Raw genomic sequence first — 18,827 nt, 5'->3', positions numbered from 1 at the left:
AAGTTATTCGTCTTCCAGTTGCGGTTGTGGTGAGTCTTCCGGAATTTTTACATGCACCTGGATGATACGGCGGCTGTCAGCCATGGCGACTTTGAACTGATAGCCATCAATGACAATACTTTCGCCGCGAGCGGGAAGGTGGCCGAATCCCTGCATGACCAATCCGCCAATGGTATCGACTTCGTCATCGCTGAAATCGGTGCCAAAGACCTCATTAAAATCTTCAATTGGCGTTAAGGCGCGCATGGTATAGGTGTAACGATTGAGCTGGCGGATATCACGATCTTCTTCATCGTCATACTCATCTTCAATTTCGCCAACAATCAGCTCAAGAATATCTTCAATGGTCACCAGACCAGAGACGCCACCAAATTCGTCAATGACAATCGCCATGTGATAACGCTGCGAGCGGAACTCCTTCAGCATGCGATCGACGCGCTTGCTTTCAGGAACCACCACGGCGGTGCGCAGCACTTTTTCCATGCTGAACGGCTCAGACGCGCTGGCCATAAACGGCAGCAGGTCTTTGGCCATCAAAATGCCTTCGACGTGGTCTTTGTCTTCGCTGATCACCGGGAAACGTGAGTGGGCGGATTCAATAATCACCGCAAGGCACTCTTCCAGCGTTTGGTTGCGTTTCAGGGTGATCATTTGCGAGCGAGGGATCATGATGTCGCGCACGCGCTGTTCGGCAATGTCCAGCACCCCTTCGAGCATGTCGCGGGTGTCCTGATCAATCAGCTCTTTTTGCTCAGAATCGCGGATTAACCCCAGCAGTTCATCACGGTTTTTAGGTTCACCGTGAAACAGTTGGTTGATTAACAGGGAGAAAAATCCCTTTTTACTACTGGGTGCGTCGCTGTTTTGAGAATGGTCGTCGCTCATGGCGTTTTTATTTCGTTCTCTCTAATGAGGGATTGGGGCTGCTGGCATCCGCGCCAGCAGCGCAATAACCTGAACCAGCGGCTCAGGCGTCTTCTTTCTCCGAAATGTACGGATCAGGATAACCAAGAGCAAGCATTATCTCGGTCTCCAGCGCCTCCATCTCTTCGGCTTCTTCATCTTCGATATGGTCGTAACCCAGCAGATGCAGCGTACCGTGCACCACCATATGCGCCCAGTGGGCTTCAACGGTTTTGCCCTGTTCAGCAGCCTCTTGCTCGACAACCTGACGGCAAATAATCAGATCGCCGAGCAGTGGAAGTTCAATTCCCGGCGGTGCTTCAAACGGGAATGACAGCACGTTGGTCGGCTTATCTTTGCCGCGATAAGTCAGATTAAGCTCATTACTCTCGGCTTCATCCACCAGACGAATCGTGACTTCGCTTTCAGGTTGAAACGGCGTTACCGCCGCTTCCAGCCAGCGTTGAAAATCATTCTCCGCTGGCAGATGGTTTTCATCGGCGCAGGCCAGTTGTAAATCAAGAATCACCGCGCTCATGAACGCTCCTGCGGGCTTGTTTGGCTGGCAAGCTGAGCCGCGATAGCTTCGCGTTTGCGCTCTTCTGCCTGTTGATCACGGCGTTTCTGGTCGGCGGTTTCCCAGGCTTCATAAGCATTCACGATGCGCGCGACAACCGGATGACGCACCACGTCTTCGCTGTGGAAAAAGTTAAAGCTAATCTCATCGACTTCTGCCAGCACTTCAATGGCGTGGCGCAGGCCGGATTTGGTGCTGCGCGGCAAGTCAATCTGCGTGATATCGCCGGTAATGACCGCTTTGGAATTAAAACCGATACGCGTCAGGAACATCTTCATCTGTTCGATAGTGGTGTTCTGGCTCTCATCGAGAATCACAAAGGCGTCGTTCAGCGTGCGTCCACGCATGTAGGCCAGCGGAGCCACTTCAATCACGTTGCGCTCAATCAGTTTCTCTACGCGCTCAAAGCCGAGCATTTCGAACAGCGCGTCGTACAGCGGGCGCAGATAGGGATCGACCTTTTGGCTGAGATCGCCAGGCAGGAAGCCGAGTTTCTCACCCGCTTCAACCGCCGGACGCGTCAGCAGAATACGGCGAATCTCCTGACGCTCCAGCGCATCCACTGCGGCAGCGACCGCCAGATAGGTTTTACCGGTACCGGCCGGGCCGATACCAAAGGTAATGTCGTGCGAGAAGATATTGGCGATGTATTGCGCCTGGTTAGGCGTACGCGGTTTGATTACGCCACGCTTGGTTTTGATGTTCACCGCTTTGCCGAATTCCGGCACGCTCTCAGCGCTTTGTTCCAGAACGCCGCTCTCTTTGATTGCCAGGTGAATCTGGTCCGGTTCGATATCTTTGATCTGACCGCGCATTGGGGCGGTATCAACATACAGCGTGCGCAGGATATTGACGGCAGCGTCCACACAGAGCGAGCGGCCGGTAAGCGTGAATTGGTTGTCACGGCGTTTGATTTCAAGGCCCAAACGGCGCTCCAGCTGTTTCACATTGTCATCCATCGGACCGCACAAGCTCATCAGTCGTTGGTTATCTGCCGGTTCAAGGGCGATTTCACGCGTTTCGATATTCAAATGAATCCTTAAGGTCACTCAGGGCCAGTTGAAAAGGTGTGCCGGATGCCGAAGAGCAATCTCTCCACATCTTTATGAAATTATTTATGGCGCTGCGCACTGGCGCAAGCTTCAGAGTCGATATTTGGGCAGCACTTGTGGAAAGCAAGGGCCTGGGGATGAAACAGGCGACAGCGCTTTGTGCGCTATCGCTCAACGTTCGAGGTTTCAAGGCTGGAACAGTCCGACGCCGATGTCGTTCTCTTTGCGGGTACGCGCAATCACTGACGCCGGGCTTTCGGCCACACGGAGCGCCATTTGATCTTCGGTGCGCACCAGCACGCCGCGCAGGGAGCTGGCATAGACATCAACAATTTCGACATCAACAAACTTACCGATCATTTCAACCGGTGCTTCGAAGTTCACCACGCGGTTATTATCGGTGCGGCCGGTCAGTTCCATCACATTCTTACGCGAAATGCCTTCCACCAGCACGCGCTGCGTGGTGCCCAGCATGCGGCGGCTCCACGCCATCACCTGCTGATTGATGCGGTCCTGCAGGATGAAAAGACGCTGCTTTTTCTCCTCTTCTGTCACATCGTCGGGCAGATCGGCCGCCGGCGTGCCTGGGCGCATGGAGTAGATAAAGCTGAAGCTGACATCGAAATTCACTTCACCGACCAGCTTCATGGTCTGCTCAAAATCCTGCTGCGTTTCGCCGGGGAAACCGATGATGAAATCAGAGCTCAGCTGGATATCCGGACGTGCGGCTTTCAGCTTGCGGATAATCGCTTTGTACTCGAGTGCGGTGTGCGCGCGCTTCATCAGCGTCAGGATGCGATCTGATCCGCTCTGAACCGGCAGATGCAGGAAGCTCGCCAGCTCGGGCGTATCGCGGTAAACCTCGATGATGTCATCGGTAAATTCAATAGGATGGCTGGTGGTGAAGCGAATACGGTCAATGCCGTCGATCGCCGCCACTAAGCGCAGCAACTCAGCAAAGGTGCAGATATCGCCATCAAAGGTGGCGCCGCGATAGGCGTTGACGTTCTGGCCCAGCAGGTTGACTTCACGTACGCCCTGAGCGGCAAGCTGGGCGATTTCCAGCAGAATATCGTCGCTCGGACGGCTGACTTCCTCGCCGCGCGTGTAAGGCACCACGCAGAAAGTACAATATTTGTTGCAACCTTCCATGATCGACACAAAGGCGGTTGGGCCATCGGCGCGCGGTTCTGGCAGGCGATCAAACTTCTCAATTTCAGGGAAGCTGATGTCAACAACCGGGCTTTTACTGCCGCGCACGGTGTTAATCATCTCCGGCAGACGATGTAAGGTCTGCGGGCCAAAGACGATATCGACGTAACTGGCGCGCTGGCGCAGACGTTCACCTTCTTGTGAGGCCACGCAGCCACCCACGCCGATGATCAGATCGGGATTGCTCGCTTTCAGCTTTTTCCAACGGCCTAACAGAGCAAAAACCTTCTCCTGCGCCTTTTCACGGATGGAGCAGGTGTTGAGCAGCAGAACGTCCGCCTCTTCAGCTTCCTCGGTAAGGGTGTAGCCGTGCGTGCTGTTCAGCAGATCGGCCATCTTCGATGAATCGTATTCATTCATCTGACAGCCCCAGGTTTTGATGTGCAGTTTTTTGGTCATCGAACTAGCCATTGATTCAAGCGAAGTGCAGGGCGCGTATTGTAATGCTTCGACGCTGTTGTTACCAGGCTTCACGCATCTGCATCGCATCGCGCTGCTAATTTCCGGTACACTTTAGCTATCAACGTGATGCTGGAAGGTTTCACGGCAAAAAGAAGGATTAGAGTCGATGCAGGATTCACATTTTGATGTGGTGATCGTGGGCGGTGGCATGGTTGGTGCGGCGCTGGCGTGTGGCCTGGCGCAGCAGCAGTTTCGCGTAGCGGTCATTGAACGGGCGGAACCGGCAAGCTTTGATGCCGGCAGCGAGCCAGATGTGCGTATCTCCGCCATCGGTGCGTCGTCGGTTGCGCTGCTGCAGCAACTGGATGTCTGGCAGCGTGTGCAGGCGATGCGCTGTGCGCCCTATCGCCAGCTGGAAACCTGGGAGTGGCAAAACGCGCATGTGAAGTTTGATGCGGCGTCGCTTGGGTTGCCCGAGCTGGGCTTTATGGTGGAAAACAGCGTGCTGCAGCGTGCGCTGTGGGAAAAAATGCAGCAAGAGGGCATCACACTGATCTGCCCGGCGAGCTTGCAGGGTTTGCAGCCGCACAGCGCTGGCTGGCAGGTGCAACTCGATAACGGCCAAACGTTGGATGCGCGTTTAGTGGTCGGCGCAGATGGTGCTAACTCGCGTGTGCGTCAGTTAGCGGGTATTGGCGTGCGCGGCTGGAACTATGCGCAATCCTGCATGCTGATAAGCGTGGAGTGCGAGCAGGAGGCGGGCGATGCCACCTGGCAGCAGTTTACGCCGCAAGGGCCGCGCGCTTTCCTGCCGCTGTTTGATCGTCGTGCTTCGCTGGTGTGGTACGACGCGCCAGCACGAATTCGTCAGCTGCAAAGTTTGCCGCTCCCGCAACTGGAGAAAGAGATTTATGCTCACTTCCCGGCACGCGTTGGCCGTATTCAGGTCAAAACTGCGGCCTCTTTCCCGCTGGTGCGACGTCATGCAACACGTTATGTGATGCCGGGATTGGCGCTGGTGGGGGATGCGGCGCACACCATCAATCCGCTGGCCGGACAGGGCGTTAATTTGGGCTATCGGGATGTGAATGCGTTGATCACGACGCTGGTCGAGGCGCGCAACCAGGCGGAGCTCTGGTCATCGGATGCTGTGCTGCAGCGTTATCATCGTCAGCGTTACAAAGATAATTTACTGATGCAGGGCGGTATGGATCTGTTCTACTTCGCGTTTAGCAATAAACTGCCGCCGCTGCGTTTTGCGCGAAACTTGGCGCTGATTGCGGCGGAGAATGCCGGAGAGTTGAAACGTAAGGTGCTGCGTTACGCATTAGGTTTGTGATTGTATGGAGCGCATTGATGCGCTCTTGGTTAAAAGTTTGCTCGCCACTTTGCCAAACGCAGAAAACAATAAAGCCCGCATAAGCGGGCTTTATTGTGCAATTTGGCTGGGGTGCAGGGATTCGAACCCCGGAATGCTGGTATCAGAAACCAGTGCCTTACCGCTTGGCGACACCCCAATAGGTGTTTGATCAAATTGTCTTTTTATGGCTGGGGTGCAGGGATTCGAACCCCGGAATGCTGGTATCAGAAACCAGAGCCTTACCGCTTGGCGACACCCCAATAATTTGGTGGCTACGACGGGATTTGAACCTGTGACCCCATCATTATGAGTGATGTGCTCTAACCAGCTGAGCTACGTAGCCTTTGTACTGCTTACTGCGTCCGACGATGGCTGGGATACCTGGATTCGAACCAGGGAATGCCGGTATCAAAAACCGGTGCCTTACCGCTTGGCGATATCCCATTCGTCGACTTTGTATCCACAACATAATCCGGATTGGCTGGGGTACCAGGATTCGAACCTGGGAATGCTGGTATCAAAAACCAGTGCCTTACCGCTTGGCGATACCCCATCCGGCTGCCGAAGACTGAAATGGTGCGGGAGGCGAGACTTGAACTCGCACACCTTGCGGCGCTAGAACCTAAATCTAGTGCGTCTACCAATTTCGCCACTCCCGCAAAAAGATGGTGGCTACGACGGGATTTGAACCTGTGACCCCATCATTATGAGTGATGTGCTCTAACCAGCTGAGCTACGTAGCCATCTTTTTCGCGTAACCTTCATCGGCGTTGCGGGGCGCATTATGCGTATTGAGTCTTGTAGCGTCAACAATTTTTTTGCCGTTTTTCGCCTTAAAACGCCTGTTTGTCTGGCTTGTAACCAGGCTGGTGATTTATTCGGCTAATTTCACAGGCTGTACGATAGATTGCATAAAAAAGGGGCTCGAATGAGCCCCATATCTTGTTGAGTAAAAACCTTATTTATACGCGGACTGATGCACACCAACGGCACGACCAGAAGGGTCATCCATGGATTTAAAGGCTTCATCCCACTCGATCGCTTTAGCCGAAGAACAGGCCACCGACGGACCGCCTGGCACACACTCTGCGGCGCTGGCGATTGGGAACAATTCCTCAAAGATTTCGCGATACAGGTACGCTTCTTTCGAGTTCGGCGTGTTGTACGGGAAGCGGAAGTGCGCAGTCGACAGCTGTTGGTCGGTGATTTGCTTCGCCGCCACTTCTTTCAGCGTATCGATCCAGCTGTAGCCCACACCATCAGAGAACTGCTCTTTCTGACGCCACGCCACGCTCTCCGGCAGGTAAGAAGAGAAACATTCGCGTAGGATGTGTTTTTCCATCTTGCCGTTGCTGCCGCACAGTTTGTCTGCCGGGTTGATGCGCATCGCCACGTCGAGGAATTTCTTGTCGAGGAACGGCACACGCGCTTCCACGCCCCAGGCGGACATCGCTTTGTTGGCGCGAGCACAGTCAAACATGTGCAGAGCCAGCAGTTTACGTACGTTCTCTTCGTGGAATTCTTTGGCGTTTGGCGCCTTATGGAAATAGAGGTAGCCGCCAAAGACTTCATCCGCACCTTCACCGGACAACACCATTTTGATGCCCATCGCTTTGATCTTACGCGACATTAAATACATCGGCGTAGAGGCGCGAATGGTGGTCACATCATAGGTTTCGATGTGGTAAATCACGTCACGGATCGCATCCAAGCCTTCCTGCACGGTGAAATGGATTTCGTGGTGCACGGTACCGAGGTGTTCTGCGACTGATTTCGCTGCTTTCAGGTCTGGAGAACCTTCCAGGCCAACCGCGAAGGAGTGCAGCTGCGGCCACCATGCATCGCTCTTATCCGCATCTTCAACACGTTTCGCAGCAAAGCGTTTGGTCACGGCAGAGATGATGGATGAGTCCAGGCCGCCAGACAGCAGAACGCCGTAAGGCACGTCAGACATCAGGTGACTTTTTACTGACTCTTCCAGCGCATGTTTCAGCTCGGCGGCATCCGTGGTGTTGTGCTCAACAGCGGAATATTCCATCCAGTCACGCTGCCAGTAACGACGGATTTCACCATCGGCGCTCGACATGTAGCTTCCCGGCGGGAACTCTTTGATGCTGCGGCACACCGGCACCAGCGCTTTCATCTCGGAAGCGACATACAGGTTGCCGTGCTCGTCGTTGCCCATATACAGCGGGATAATGCCGATATGGTCGCGACCAATCAGATATTGTTGCTTCACGCTGTCCCACAGAATGAAGGCGAACATGCCTTGCAGCTCGTCGAGGAAATCGACGCCTTTTTCCTGATACAGCGCGAGGATCACTTCACAGTCAGAACCGGTCTGGAAAGCGTAACGATCGCTCAACTCAGCACGCAGCGCCTGATGGTTGTAAATTTCGCCGTTAACAGCCAGTACGTGGGTGTGGTCAGCGTTATACAGCGGCTGTGCGCCGTTGTTAACGTCAACAATCGACAGACGCTCATGCACCAGAATGGCTTTATCATCCGCATAAACACCTGACCAATCCGGGCCGCGGTGACGCATCAGACGAGAAGATTCCAGCGCTTTCTTGCGCAGCTCAATAGGATCGCTTTTCAGATCCAGCACACCAAAAATTGAACACATAACTGACTCCTGATCTCACCTTGTGGCGAAGTTATTTCTACGTTTGTCCGGCAGCCTTGGCTGCGTGATGTATAAGAAAATGCGCTAAATGGCGGTGTTAGTGCAAGCATAATTGCGATTCTTTGATAAAAAGAATGTTGATGGGCAAATAATATTGAATATTATTCAATTGATAAGCGTTTATTTTAGATGTCATCTAATAAAACTGCATTATCGTTCGTTTTGTAGGCATAAGGCGAGCGGTAAAGAAAGGCATAACCACAGAAAAAACAAAAGCCCTGCATAAGCAGGGCCATAAGAAGAGGTAATGGCTGGAATCAGAACAGGTCGATATCGGCGACCGATGGGTAAATCCAATCCGGGCGGAAAGGCATCGCATCAATATCACTCAGTGTGGAAACGCCAGACAGCACCAGAATGGTTTCCAGACCCGCCTGGAAGCCTGCCAGAATGTCTGTCCGCAGGTTATCGCCCACAATGACCGTCTCTTCCGAATGCGCATGCATTTTGTTTAACGCTGCGCGCATGATGTACGGACTCGGTTTTCCGACGTAAAACGGTTTACGGCCGGAGATGGTTTCGATACCGGCGCAGAGTGCTCCGCAGGCAGGAACAAAGCCGCGTGCATGTGTATCGGGATTAGTGGCGATAAAGCGGGCGCCATTGGCCACGAAGAAAGCGGCTTTGTGCATCATTTCCCAATTGAAGGAGCGGGTTTCGCCGACGATAACGAAATCTGGATTAACGTCAGTGATGGTGAAGCCAGCTTTATACAGCTCATGAATCAGCGCACCTTCGCCAATTACGTAGGCTTTTTTCCCTTCCTGACGGCGCAGGAAATCGGCGGTGGCCATCGCCGAGGTGTAAAACACCGAATCTGGTACGTCAATGCCGGCGTTGGCAAAGCGGTTCGCCAGATCCGGCGCGGTTTGCGAAGGATAGTTGGTCAACACCACCAACGGCATATCCTTCGCCAGAATGCGCTGCAGAAATTCTTTCGCGCCGGGAACGGCGGTATTGTCATGCATCAACACGCCGTCGATGTCACAGATTACGCTTTTAATCGTCATAGATTGCATCCGGTCGGGCCTGCTTGACAGCAGGCTGGTGATTACTCTTCCAGCAGATGTTGCAGCAAAATGCCATTCAGCATTGCGCGTTTTGCCAACGCAAAGGCGCCAATCGCCGAGCGATGATCGAGCTCGGAACGCACCACCGGCAGATTTTTACGGAAGGCAGGCAGCGTCTGCGTATTGATACACCCTTCAATGGCAGGAAACAGTACTTTATCGGCTTCAGTGATTTCACCGGCCAACACCACTTTTTGCGGATTGAACAGGTTGATGGCGATAGCAATCGCCTTGCCTAAATAGCGGCCGACATATTCAATCACTTCGCACGCCAGCGCGTCGCCATGATTAGCGGCGCGGCAAATCTGCGGCATCAGGCAATCATTCAACGTTAATGAACTGGGATAGCCTTGATTCAGCAAGTGACGCACGCGGTTTTCAATCGCGCCGTTAGCCGCAATGGTTTCCAGGCAGCCAAAGTTACCGCAGTGGCAGCGTTCACCCAGCGGATCAACCTGAATATGGCCAATCTCGCCCACGTTGCCGTTACTGCCGAGGAAAATGTGGCCGTTGGCGATGATTCCGGCACCGGTGCCGCGATGCAAACGCACCAGAATGGAGTCTGCGCAATCGCGACTTGCACCGAAGTAGTGCTCGGCCAGCGCCAGGCTACGGATGTCATGACCAACAAAGCTGGTGACGTTGAAGCGTTTTTTCAGGCTGGAAACCAGCGGCCAATGACTTACCGCGATGTGCGGCATGTAGCGAATGATGCCGTTAATGGGATCGACCAATCCGGGCAGAATCACCGAGATAGCAATCAGTTCATGAATCTTACGCTGATGCGCGGCCATAAAGGCGCTGATGGCATTGAACAGCGCGTTCTCCAGCGTTTCCTGCGTGCGCTCGGGCAGCGGATAATCTTCCTGCGCCAGCGATTTCCCGCTCAGATCAAACAGCGTCAACGTCGCGTCATTACGCCCTAAGCGCACGCCGATAGTATGAAAATGACGGGTTTCAGTAATGATGGAGATCGCGCGACGCCCACCGGTGGAGGCTTGTTGCTCCACCTCTTTGATAAGGCCGCGCTCAATGAGCTGGCGGGTAATTTTGGTGACACTGGCGGGCGCAAGCTGACTGTGTTCGGCAATCTGAATGCGCGAAATTGGCCCCTGCTGATCGATTAGCCGATAAACGGCTGCACTATTGAGTTGTTTAACAAGATCAACATTTCCTATTTGAGACTGGCCGCCAGTGGTCATTCAATGCTTACTCGCTGAGGACGTTGTCTCCGTTGACGAACGTCTTAGTGATTTGATAATCGCGGGTAAAGACAGTCAGGTTGGCGACTTTTCCTGCTTCGACCGTGCCTAACTGCTTCTCCACACCCATCGCCTGCGCTGGATAGAGCGTCGCCATACGCAGCGCTTCATCAAGAGCGATACCGCAATGTTCAACGCTGTTCTGCACCGCTTCAATCATGGTCAAGGCAGAACCGCTGAGCGTACCGTTCTCGTCAACGCACAGGCCATCGCGATAGTATATTGTTTTGCCTGCAAAAATAAATTGATCAATCGATGCGCCCGCCGGTGCTGTGGCATCCGTCACTAACACCAGCTTGTCGCCTTTAATGCGTTTTGCATTGCGCACATTAGCGTAATGGACATGTAAACCATCCGCAATGATGCCGCAGTATACATCAGGCGAATCAAACAGCGCACCGATCAGACCTGGCTCACGTCCAGCGAAGGTTGGCATGGCATTGTAGAGATGCGTAGCAAAGCTGACGCCCGCGCTGAAGCCAGTTTTTGCTTCTTCATAGGTCGCGTTGGAGTGACCCGCTGACACGATGATGCCGGCATCACGCAGCTGACGAATCACCTCGCTGCCCGTATTTTCAGGTGCCAGCGTGACTTTAGTGATGACGTCGGCATTGGCGCAGAGGAAATCCACCAGCTCGGCATCCGGCAGGCGAATTAATTCAGGATTGTGCGTACCTTTTTTAGCTTTATTCAGCCACGGACCTTCCAGATGCAGGCCGATTGCCTGATTCTGATGCTTAGCCAGGTAGGCGCGCATGGTTTCGACTGCGCGTCTCATCAGCGCATCGGTGCTGGTAATCAGTGTTGGCAAATAGCTGGTGCAGCCTGATTTCTCGTTGGCGCGTTGCATGATCTCCAGCGTCTCAACGCTTAATGCATTGATGTCATCATTGAACTGCACGCCGCCGCAGCCGTTAAGCTGCAAATCAATAAAACCAGGAGCGATAAACGCACCAGCCACATCCTGCTGTGCAATTGCCGCGTCCAGGGCATCACGCGGACACACGCGCTCAATCAGGCCATCTGCAATCACAACTGCATGATTGTCCAGAATTTCATGACCAGTAAAAATCCGGCCGTTCACTAATGCGTACATCGTTTCTCTCTCCCGGCTAAGCCTGCTGCCTGAAAGCAGCAGGTTTTGTTACAACGTGTTTTCACACACCTTTCATATTTTCCGCTTCCATTTCGCGGAAATATTTCACGGTTTTCACTTTCAGTTCCATGGTGGCTGGCTCGTCACATACCACGACAGATTTGGCATGCAGCTGCAGGCAGCTAATGGTCCACATGTGGTTGACGTTACCTTCAACCGCAGCCTGCAGCGCTTGCGCTTTCAGGTGGCCGGTAACCAGAATCATCACTTCTTCAGCATCCAGCAGCGTACCGACACCAACCGTCAGGGCGTATTTCGGCACCTGATCCACATCACCATTAAAGAAGCGTGAGTTTGCAATGCGCGTATCGTGCGTCAGGGTTTTGATGCGGGTACGTGAGGAGAGGGAAGAAGCCGGTTCGTTAAAGGCGATGTGACCATCGTTGCCCACGCCGCCCATAAACAGGTTAATTTTGCCGTAAGCGCGGATCTTCTCTTCGTATTGGCGACATTCTGCGTCAATATCTTCGGCATTACCATTCAGAAGATTGATATTTTGCTGTTGAATATCAACATGATCGAAAAAGTTACGGTACATGAAACTGTGGTAACTTTCCGGATGCTCTTTTGGCAGGCCAACGTACTCATCCATGTTGAAGGTGACGACGTGCTTGAAACTAACCTGGCCCGCTTTGTGCATATCGATCAGGTGCTTGTAAGCTTCCAGCGGTGTTCCACCGGTTGGCAGACCCAGCACGAAGGGACGCTCTGCGCTAGGCTTAAACGCATTAATGCGGTTAACAATGTGGCGTGCAGCCCATTTACCCACTTGGGTCGGTGTGGCCAAAGGGATCAGTCTCATGTCTTCACCTCAATTAAGATTGGAAATGTGGAGTTGCCGTTTCTCTGACAGTTTTTGCCCTTAAGCGTAATGCGTTTAAGCGTAGCCACCAGGGATAAGTGCGACTCGATATTTTTTATCATAAAATAAGTTTGTGGTGCTGGCTAGCATTTCGCATTATCAAACCACCATTTTGGTGATTAAAGTCACAGTTGTAGTGGTTTTAATTTGCGAGGCGAATTAATTTATCTTTACACTGCGCCTCGTGGTGAAAAGTGTCATCAAGGTACCGGGCGACGGGATAATAAAATCAACCTGCGCCACGGCAAAACGCCAGTCTCATAGGGGGAGAATAAGGTGAGTATTTTAGGATATCTGCAAAAGGTCGGCCGCGCGCTTATGGTGCCGGTAGCGACTCTGCCGGCAGCGGCAATCTTGATGGGCGTTGGATACTGGATTGATCCAGATAGCTGGGGCGCAGGCAATGCGCTGGCAGCACTGTTGATCAAATCCGGTTCGGCAATCATCGACAATATGCCAGTGCTGTTTGCCATTGGTGTGGCATACGGTATGTCAAAAGATAAAGACGGCGCTGCAGCGTTAACCGGTTTTGTCGGCTTTCTTGTTGTGACCACACTCTGTTCTCCGGCAGCGGTGGCAATGATTCAGAAGATGCCGGTGGAGCAAGTTCCCGCTGCCTTCGGTAAAATTAATAACCAGTTTGTTGGCATTCTTGTCGGGATTCTTTCTGCTGAAGTCTATAACCGCTTTAGTCATGTTGAACTGCCAAAAGCGTTGTCCTTCTTTAGCGGTCGCCGTCTGGTGCCGATCCTTGTATCGTTCCTGATGATCCTGGTTGCGTTCATTCTGATGTATATCTGGCCGATCATTTTCGGTGGACTGGTAAGTTTTGGTGAGCATATTCAGAAGCTGGGTTCCGTCGGTGCGGGCATCTACGCCTTCTTTAACCGTCTGCTGATTCCTGTTGGCTTACACCACGCATTGAACTCGGTATTCTGGTTCGATGTTGCCGGTATCAACGATATTCCTAAATTCCTTGGCGGCGCGCAGTCTATCGCTGAAGGTACAGGTATCCCAGGCATCACCGGTCGTTATCAGGCGGGCTTCTTCCCAATCATGATGTTTGGTCTTCCAGGTGCAGCGCTGGCAATTTACCACTGCGCACGCCCGGAAAACCGCGCTAAAGTCGGCGGCATTATGCTGGCGGCGGCCTTTGCCGCCTTCTTTACGGGTATCACTGAACCGCTGGAATTCTCCTTTATGTTCGTGGCGCCGGTGCTGTATGTGATTCACGCGGCACTGACCGGTCTTTCAGTTTTCATCGCCGCGAGCATGCAGTGGATTGCCGGTTTCGGCTTCAGTGCGGGTCTGGTGGATATGGTGCTGTCAACGCGTAACCCGCTGGCGGTGCACTGGTGGATGCTGATCCCACAAGGTCTGGTGTTCTTCGTTATCTACTACGTGGTATTCCGCTTCACCATCCAGAAATTCAACCTGATGACGCCGGGCCGCGAACTCTCTGCGGGCGATGAAACCGATGGTTATGACGTCAATGTCGATAACAGCGGCAACGGTGAAAGCCAAACTGAATCTCTGGCGCGTCGTTATATTGCGGCGGTGGGTGGCTCAGAAAACCTGACCAACATCGATGCCTGTATCACACGTCTACGTCTGAACGTTAAAGATTCCGCGCAGGTTAATGAAGGTGTCGCTAAACGTCTCGGTGCTTCAGGTGTGATTCGTCTGAACAAGCAGAGCGTACAGGTTATTGTCGGTACGCAGGCGGAAAGCATTGCAACAGCAATGAAAACCGTACTGAGCAAAGGTCCAGTTGCGGCATCTGCCGCGGCGTCAACGGCTGCTCCTGCTGCTGCAGTAAAACCGCAGGCGGTGCTGAACAGCGAAAAAGCCGTGATTGCTACGCTGCTGGCGCCAGTAACCGGTGACATCGTTGCGCTGGAAAATGTGCCTGACGAAGCATTCGCCAGCAAGGCAGTCGGTGATGGTCTGGCCATCAAGCCAACCGGCAAAACCGTGGTTGCGCCAACCGGCGGAACCGTGGTGAAGATCTTCAATACCAACCATGCGTTCTGCCTTGAGGCGGAAAACGGCGTCGAGATCGTGGTACATATGGGGCTGGATACAGTAGCGCTGGAAGGCAAAGGCTTCACGCGTCTGGTTGAAGAGGGCGCAACGGTCACTGCAGGTCAGCCAATCCTGGAAATGGATCTGGACTTCCTCAATGCCAACGCCCGCTCGATGATCAGTCCGGTTGTTGTCAGCAATAGCGATGATTTCGCTGGTCTGAATTTACTGGCAACCGGTTCAGTGGTTGCAGGCGAAACCCCGCTGTACGAGGTTAAAGGCTAAGTCCTTGTGATTGAGCCAGAAGGCAGGAAGCGATTCCTGCCTTTTTTGTTTTAAAACGACCAACAAACGGTTGTTTCCCTCCTGCGCTTTGTGGATCATACTCCGTTACTTCGTGGTACAAATCACCCGTTATAGTTTTTGAGGATTTTGAGATGAGTGAGGCTGAAGCCCGCCCAACGAACTTTATTCGTCAGATCATCGACGAAGATTTGGCGAGCGGTAAGCACAACAGTGTGCATACCCGTTTCCCGCCTGAGCCCAATGGTTATCTGCATATTGGCCATGCGAAATCTATCTGCCTGAACTTTGGTATCGCGCAAGACTATCAAGGTCAGTGCAATCTGCGTTTCGACGACACTAACCCAGTTAAAGAAGATCTGGAGTTTGTCGAATCCATTAAGCGTGACGTGCAATGGCTGGGCTTTGAGTGGAGCGGCAACATTCGTTACTCCTCAGACTACTTTGACCAACTGTTCAACTATGCGGTTGAGCTGATCAACAAAGGTCTGGCTTACGTTGATGAACTTTCGGCGGATGAGATCCGTGAGTATCGCGGTTCACTGACGGCGCCGGGTAAAAACAGCCCATACCGCGATCGCAGCGTGGAAGAAAACCTGGCGCTGTTCCAGAAGATGCGCGATGGCGGTTTCGAAGAGGGCAAAGCCTGTTTGCGTGCCAAAATCGACATGGCGTCCAGCTTTATCGTGATGCGCGATCCGGTACTGTACCGCATTAAGTTTGCCGATCACCATCAGACCGGCAGCAAGTGGTGCATCTACCCGATGTACGACTTCACTCATTGCATTTCGGATGCGATCGAAGGCATTACGCACTCTCTCTGCACGTTGGAGTTCCAGGATAACCGTCGTCTGTATGATTGGGTGCTGGATAACATCACCATTCCGGTTCATCCGCGTCAGTACGAGTTCTCACGCCTAAATCTGGAATATGCGGTGATGTCGAAGCGTAAACTGACTCAGCTGGTGAGCGAGAAGGTGGTAGAAGGCTGGGACGATCCGCGCATGCTAACCGTTTCGGGTCTACGTCGTCGTGGTTATAGCGCCGCTTCTATCCGTGAGTTCTGCCGCCGTATTGGTGTGACCAAACAGGACAATATCGTGGAGATGGCTTCACTGGAATCGTGCATTCGTGACGATCTCAATGAAAACGCACCGCGTGCGATGGCGGTAATGGATCCGTTGAAAGTGGTGATCGAGAACCTGCCTGCAGGTCACGATGAGATCATCACTATGCCGAATCATCCGAACAAACCGGAGATGGGCACGCGTGAAGTGCCATTCAGCCGTGAAGTGTGGATCGATCGCGCTGACTTCCGTGAAGAAGCCAACAAGCAGTACAAGCGTTTGGTGCTGGGTAAAGAAGTGCGTCTGCGTAATGCTTACGTGATCCGTGCCGAACGTGTGGCGAAGGATGCTGAAGGCAATATTACCTGCATCTATTGTACTTGCGACGTTGATACGCTGAGCAAAGATCCGGCCGATGGCCGTAAAGTGAAAGGCGTTATCCATTGGGTTTCTGCAATCCACGCGCTGCCAGCGGAATTCCGCCTGTACGATCGTCTGTTCAGTGTGCCAAATCCGGGCACGGCTGAGGATTTCCTCACCACCATCAACCCAAACTCACTGGAAATCAAACAGGGCTTCGTTGAGCCTGGTTTACGTGCTGCCGATTCGATGGCACCGTACCAGTTCGAACGTGAAGGCTATTTCTGTGCTGATAGCGTCTATTCACAGCCCTCCAGGCTGGTGTTTAACCGCACCGTAGGTTTGCGTGATACCTGGGCAAAAATCGGCGATTAATAGTTTTAGTCGCGAGGACGATAAGATCATGAAAGGGCGAGCAATCGCCCTTTTTTATTATCTCAATTTGGCCAGATACGACCTTTTATGCTGCACGCCTCAATCCGCCTTTAATTCCCTATTTGCGACTATTCTGACTTTAGAAAAATTAACCCATTTGGCAGTGTGAAAAACTTTTTTTCAGGTAGGCTATGCGCTCTCAGACGTTGCTCTGCGGCTTATCTAAGGAAAAAAAATGACAACTCTCGCCCAGGAAGCCAGGCATAGCGTGGTGGTTTTACATCAGCTTATTGAACGTATTTTCAATCAGGCGGAAGGCAGCGACGACAGCATTGATCTGTTTTTGTCGCACTTTCATCCCGAGTTCAAAATGGTCACGCCGCAAGGCAAACGATTGGACCTCAATGAAATGGAAGTGCTGTTTCGCCAGTTGCAGGGGCAGCGTGAAGGCATGCGCATTGCCACCAGTGAGCACGCCATCATCTCGCAGCAAAGCGAGGAAGTGACGATTCAGTATCGTGAATTACAGATGATGAACGGCATCAATCAGAGCCGCATTTCACTGGCGGTATTGGATTGCAGCACCGCCATTCCGCGCTGGCGCTACCTGCAGGAAACGCTTGTCGCCTGATTACAGGCATAAAAAAACCGGCTCAAGCGCCGGTTTTTTTTATACTGCATAGCACACTCAATTACTTATCGTGGAGCGTATCGTCTTCGCGGCAGTCTCCCAGAGCACAATGACCGTACAGGTACAGGCTGTGGTTGCTGAGCTTAATGCCGTGGCGAGTGGCAATTTCACGCTGACGCGTTTCGATTGATTCATCGCTGAATTCTATAACTTTGCCACAATCCAGGCAGATCAAGTGATCGTGGTGATGCTGCTGAGTCAGTTCGAAGACAGATTTGCCGCCTTCAAAGTTGTGACGGGTTACGATGCCCGCGTCGTCAAACTGGTTAAGAACGCGATACACCGTTGCCAGACCAATCTCTTCGCCCATATCAATCAGGCGCTTATACAAATCTTCCGCACTGACGTGATGGGACTCTGGGCCGGGTCCCTGAAGCACTTCCAGAATTTTCAGTCTGGGTAGCGTGACTTTCAGGCCAGCCTTCTTCAATGCGGAGTTGTTGTCAGTCATGCGGATATTGTCCTGTTACTTTGCTAGTCACTTGCGGCGCAGGGGCCTTGAATGTTTAGGTCAACGCGCATTCTCATTTGCGTCTCATTATAGAACTCAAGCAGTGAAATGAAAACCAAGGCAACGTCCTTAATCACCAAAGGTTGTAAGGATATCGTCACTAACGTCTTCAAGACGCTTGGGTTTTGGATTCCATTTCACTCAGCCTCATTCTACTGCCAGAGGAATAAGCGGATGACCATTGCGGGTATTCTACAGATTTGCGGGGAAAAGTTAAAAAACCGTAGCTATTATTTTTATAGGAAATTCCGTTACCCGATGTGAGGCAGTGCGCACATCGGGCAGAGCAGGGAATTAAGCTTCAATAATCTCTTTCAGCTGCAGCTCATCAAAGATCTGCTTCACCCACTTCTCAACGCGTTCGTTGGTCAATTCCGGCTGACGGTCTTCGTCAATGGCCAAACCAAGGAAGTTTTTGTCATCGGCCAGGCCTTTAGAGGCTTCGAAGTGATAGCCTTCGGTTGGCCAGTGACCGACGATCACCGCACCATTCGGCTCAATGATGTCACGGATAGTGCCCATCGCATCACAGAAGTACTCGGCGTAATCTTCCTGATCGCCACAACCAAACAGCGCTACCAGCTTACCATTGAAATCAATCTCTTCCAGCGTCGGGAAGAAATCGTCCCAGTCACACTGCGCTTCGCCGTAATACCAGGTTGGGATACCCAGCAGCAGGATGTCGAACGCTTCGAGATCTTCTTTGGTGCTCTTAGCAATGTCATGCACTTCGGCGACATCTTTACCCAGTTGTTTCTGGATCATCTTTGCAATGTTTTCAGTGTTGCCGGTATCGCTGCCGAAGAAAATGCCTACGATTGCCATGGGTTAGGTAACCTCTTAAATCCTGATTGTGAAAGTAAGTCAGTTGACTGCACAGTTATGCGAATAATAGCAGACCGGTAAAAAGTGCGGAACGTATAAAGCCGTGACTTTGTGTTCCAGCGTGCGGT

Annotated in this window: 15 protein-coding genes and 7 tRNA genes; 4 read left to right on the top strand and 18 right to left on the bottom strand. The window is 52.5% G+C overall.

What is annotated here, in order from left to right; all coding sequences use genetic code 11:
* Positions 1-3 precede the first annotated feature (3 nt).
* The 4 genes from corC to miaB form a co-directional block, all read right to left on the bottom strand.
* Complete coding sequence (gene corC / locus KVT28_RS06400) at positions 4-885, bottom strand: CNNM family magnesium/cobalt transport protein CorC (RefSeq protein ID WP_101763244.1); 882 nt, start codon at positions 883-885, stop codon at positions 4-6.
* Between the two features lie 82 nt (positions 886-967).
* Positions 968-1,441 carry an rRNA maturation RNase YbeY gene (gene ybeY / locus KVT28_RS06395; RefSeq protein ID WP_217547259.1) on the bottom strand — a complete coding sequence of 158 codons (474 nt, stop codon included), beginning with the start codon at positions 1,439-1,441 and terminating at the stop codon, positions 968-970.
* Complete coding sequence (locus tag KVT28_RS06390; protein ID WP_101763243.1) at positions 1,438-2,511, bottom strand: PhoH family protein; 1,074 nt, start codon at positions 2,509-2,511, stop codon at positions 1,438-1,440. Before KVT28_RS06390 ends, ybeY begins: the two co-directional genes overlap by 4 nt.
* A 207-nt stretch (positions 2,512-2,718) precedes the next feature.
* Positions 2,719-4,143 (bottom strand): tRNA (N6-isopentenyl adenosine(37)-C2)-methylthiotransferase MiaB, encoded by a 1,425-nt coding sequence (gene miaB / locus KVT28_RS06385; RefSeq protein ID WP_101763242.1) that lies wholly within the window; start codon positions 4,141-4,143, stop codon positions 2,719-2,721.
* A 169-nt stretch (positions 4,144-4,312) separates the two neighbouring features.
* Here miaB and ubiF point away from each other — a divergent pair, with 169 nt between their 5' ends.
* Positions 4,313-5,485 (top strand): 3-demethoxyubiquinol 3-hydroxylase, encoded by a 1,173-nt coding sequence (gene ubiF / locus KVT28_RS06380; RefSeq protein WP_101763241.1) that lies wholly within the window; start codon positions 4,313-4,315, stop codon positions 5,483-5,485.
* A gap of 103 nt (positions 5,486-5,588) precedes the next feature.
* Here the strand turns inward: ubiF and KVT28_RS06375 are convergent.
* From KVT28_RS06375 to nagB, 12 genes are all read right to left on the bottom strand, one after another.
* Positions 5,589-5,663 (bottom strand) — tRNA-Gln (locus KVT28_RS06375).
* Positions 5,664-5,691: 28 nt separating this feature from the next.
* Positions 5,692-5,766: transfer RNA gene (locus KVT28_RS06370), tRNA-Gln, on the bottom strand.
* Positions 5,767-5,772: 6 nt separating this feature from the next.
* Positions 5,773-5,849: transfer RNA gene (locus tag KVT28_RS06365), tRNA-Met, on the bottom strand.
* A gap of 26 nt (positions 5,850-5,875) precedes the next feature.
* A tRNA-Gln gene (locus KVT28_RS06360) sits at positions 5,876-5,950 on the bottom strand.
* Positions 5,951-5,984: 34 nt separating this feature from the next.
* Positions 5,985-6,059, bottom strand: a tRNA-Gln gene (locus tag KVT28_RS06355).
* 21 nt (positions 6,060-6,080) lie between these two features.
* Positions 6,081-6,165 (bottom strand) — tRNA-Leu (locus KVT28_RS06350).
* Positions 6,166-6,172: 7 nt separating this feature from the next.
* Positions 6,173-6,249, bottom strand: a tRNA-Met gene (locus tag KVT28_RS06345).
* A gap of 215 nt (positions 6,250-6,464) precedes the next feature.
* Positions 6,465-8,132, bottom strand: coding sequence for an asparagine synthase B (asnB, locus tag KVT28_RS06340; protein WP_008107047.1), 1,668 nt, complete (start codon positions 8,130-8,132; stop codon positions 6,465-6,467).
* Positions 8,133-8,449: 317 nt separating this feature from the next.
* Complete coding sequence (locus KVT28_RS06335) at positions 8,450-9,202, bottom strand: HAD-IIA family hydrolase (protein ID WP_101763240.1); 753 nt, start codon at positions 9,200-9,202, stop codon at positions 8,450-8,452.
* 41 nt (positions 9,203-9,243) lie between these two features.
* Positions 9,244-10,464 carry an N-acetylglucosamine repressor gene (locus KVT28_RS06330; protein ID WP_137385370.1) on the bottom strand — a complete coding sequence of 407 codons (1,221 nt, stop codon included), beginning with the start codon at positions 10,462-10,464 and terminating at the stop codon, positions 9,244-9,246.
* 7 nt (positions 10,465-10,471) lie between these two features.
* Positions 10,472-11,620 carry an N-acetylglucosamine-6-phosphate deacetylase gene (gene nagA / locus KVT28_RS06325; protein ID WP_101763238.1) on the bottom strand — a complete coding sequence of 383 codons (1,149 nt, stop codon included), beginning with the start codon at positions 11,618-11,620 and terminating at the stop codon, positions 10,472-10,474.
* A 61-nt stretch (positions 11,621-11,681) separates the two neighbouring features.
* Positions 11,682-12,482: a glucosamine-6-phosphate deaminase gene (nagB, locus tag KVT28_RS06320; protein WP_110865725.1), complete on the bottom strand. Its 801-nt coding sequence runs from the start codon at positions 12,480-12,482 to the stop codon at positions 11,682-11,684.
* Between the two features lie 342 nt (positions 12,483-12,824).
* On the opposite strand from nagB, the gene nagE reads away from it, so the two are divergent.
* The 3 genes from nagE to KVT28_RS06305 all read left to right on the top strand — a co-directional run bounded on the left by nagE (position 12,825) and on the right by KVT28_RS06305 (position 17,303).
* Positions 12,825-14,852 (top strand): N-acetylglucosamine-specific PTS transporter subunit IIBC, encoded by a 2,028-nt coding sequence (nagE, locus tag KVT28_RS06315; RefSeq protein ID WP_217547564.1) that lies wholly within the window; start codon positions 12,825-12,827, stop codon positions 14,850-14,852.
* 152 nt (positions 14,853-15,004) lie between these two features.
* A complete protein-coding gene (glnS, locus tag KVT28_RS06310; RefSeq protein ID WP_217547256.1) occupies positions 15,005-16,672 on the top strand; it encodes a glutamine--tRNA ligase in 1,668 nt (555 codons plus the stop codon).
* Positions 16,673-16,907: 235 nt separating this feature from the next.
* Complete coding sequence (locus tag KVT28_RS06305; protein ID WP_101763235.1) at positions 16,908-17,303, top strand: hypothetical protein; 396 nt, start codon at positions 16,908-16,910, stop codon at positions 17,301-17,303.
* Between the two features lie 61 nt (positions 17,304-17,364).
* On the opposite strand, the gene fur is transcribed toward KVT28_RS06305, so the two are convergent.
* Positions 17,365-17,814 carry a ferric iron uptake transcriptional regulator gene (gene fur, locus KVT28_RS06300; RefSeq protein ID WP_007890672.1) on the bottom strand — a complete coding sequence of 150 codons (450 nt, stop codon included), beginning with the start codon at positions 17,812-17,814 and terminating at the stop codon, positions 17,365-17,367.
* A gap of 354 nt (positions 17,815-18,168) precedes the next feature.
* Entirely contained in the window at positions 18,169-18,699 is a 531-nt protein-coding gene (gene fldA, locus KVT28_RS06295; RefSeq protein WP_110865727.1) for a flavodoxin FldA, read from the bottom strand.
* Between the last annotated feature and the right edge of the window lie 128 nt (positions 18,700-18,827).

Source organism: Pantoea sp. GbtcB22, from assembly GCF_019091025.1.
Lineage (GTDB): Bacteria > Pseudomonadota > Gammaproteobacteria > Enterobacterales > Enterobacteriaceae > Pantoea > Pantoea leporis.
The sequence above is the reverse complement of the archived record's forward strand: the minus strand, read 5'-3'. Positions and strand labels throughout refer to the sequence as shown.

Bases quoted from the DNA above. Each gene is read 5' to 3' on its own strand.
- corC (WP_101763244.1), bottom strand. From the start codon at position 885: ATGAGCGACGACCATTCTCAAAACAGCGACGCACCCAGTAGTAAAAAG.
- ybeY (WP_217547259.1), bottom strand. From the start codon at position 1,441: ATGAGCGCGGTGATTCTTGATTTACAACTGGCCTGCGCCGATGAAAAC.
- miaB (WP_101763242.1), bottom strand. From the start codon at position 4,143: ATGACCAAAAAACTGCACATCAAAACCTGGGGCTGTCAGATGAATGAA.
- ubiF (WP_101763241.1), top strand. From the start codon at position 4,313: ATGCAGGATTCACATTTTGATGTGGTGATCGTGGGCGGTGGCATGGTT.
- asnB (WP_008107047.1), bottom strand. From the start codon at position 8,132: ATGTGTTCAATTTTTGGTGTGCTGGATCTGAAAAGCGATCCTATTGAG.
- KVT28_RS06335 (WP_101763240.1), bottom strand. From the start codon at position 9,202: ATGACGATTAAAAGCGTAATCTGTGACATCGACGGCGTGTTGATGCAT.
- KVT28_RS06330 (WP_137385370.1), bottom strand. From the start codon at position 10,464: ATGACCACTGGCGGCCAGTCTCAAATAGGAAATGTTGATCTTGTTAAA.
- nagA (WP_101763238.1), bottom strand. From the start codon at position 11,620: ATGTACGCATTAGTGAACGGCCGGATTTTTACTGGTCATGAAATTCTG.
- nagB (WP_110865725.1), bottom strand. From the start codon at position 12,482: ATGAGACTGATCCCTTTGGCCACACCGACCCAAGTGGGTAAATGGGCT.
- glnS (WP_217547256.1), top strand. From the start codon at position 15,005: ATGAGTGAGGCTGAAGCCCGCCCAACGAACTTTATTCGTCAGATCATC.
- KVT28_RS06305 (WP_101763235.1), top strand. From the start codon at position 16,908: ATGACAACTCTCGCCCAGGAAGCCAGGCATAGCGTGGTGGTTTTACAT.
- fur (WP_007890672.1), bottom strand. From the start codon at position 17,814: ATGACTGACAACAACTCCGCATTGAAGAAGGCTGGCCTGAAAGTCACG.
- fldA (WP_110865727.1), bottom strand. From the start codon at position 18,699: ATGGCAATCGTAGGCATTTTCTTCGGCAGCGATACCGGCAACACTGAA.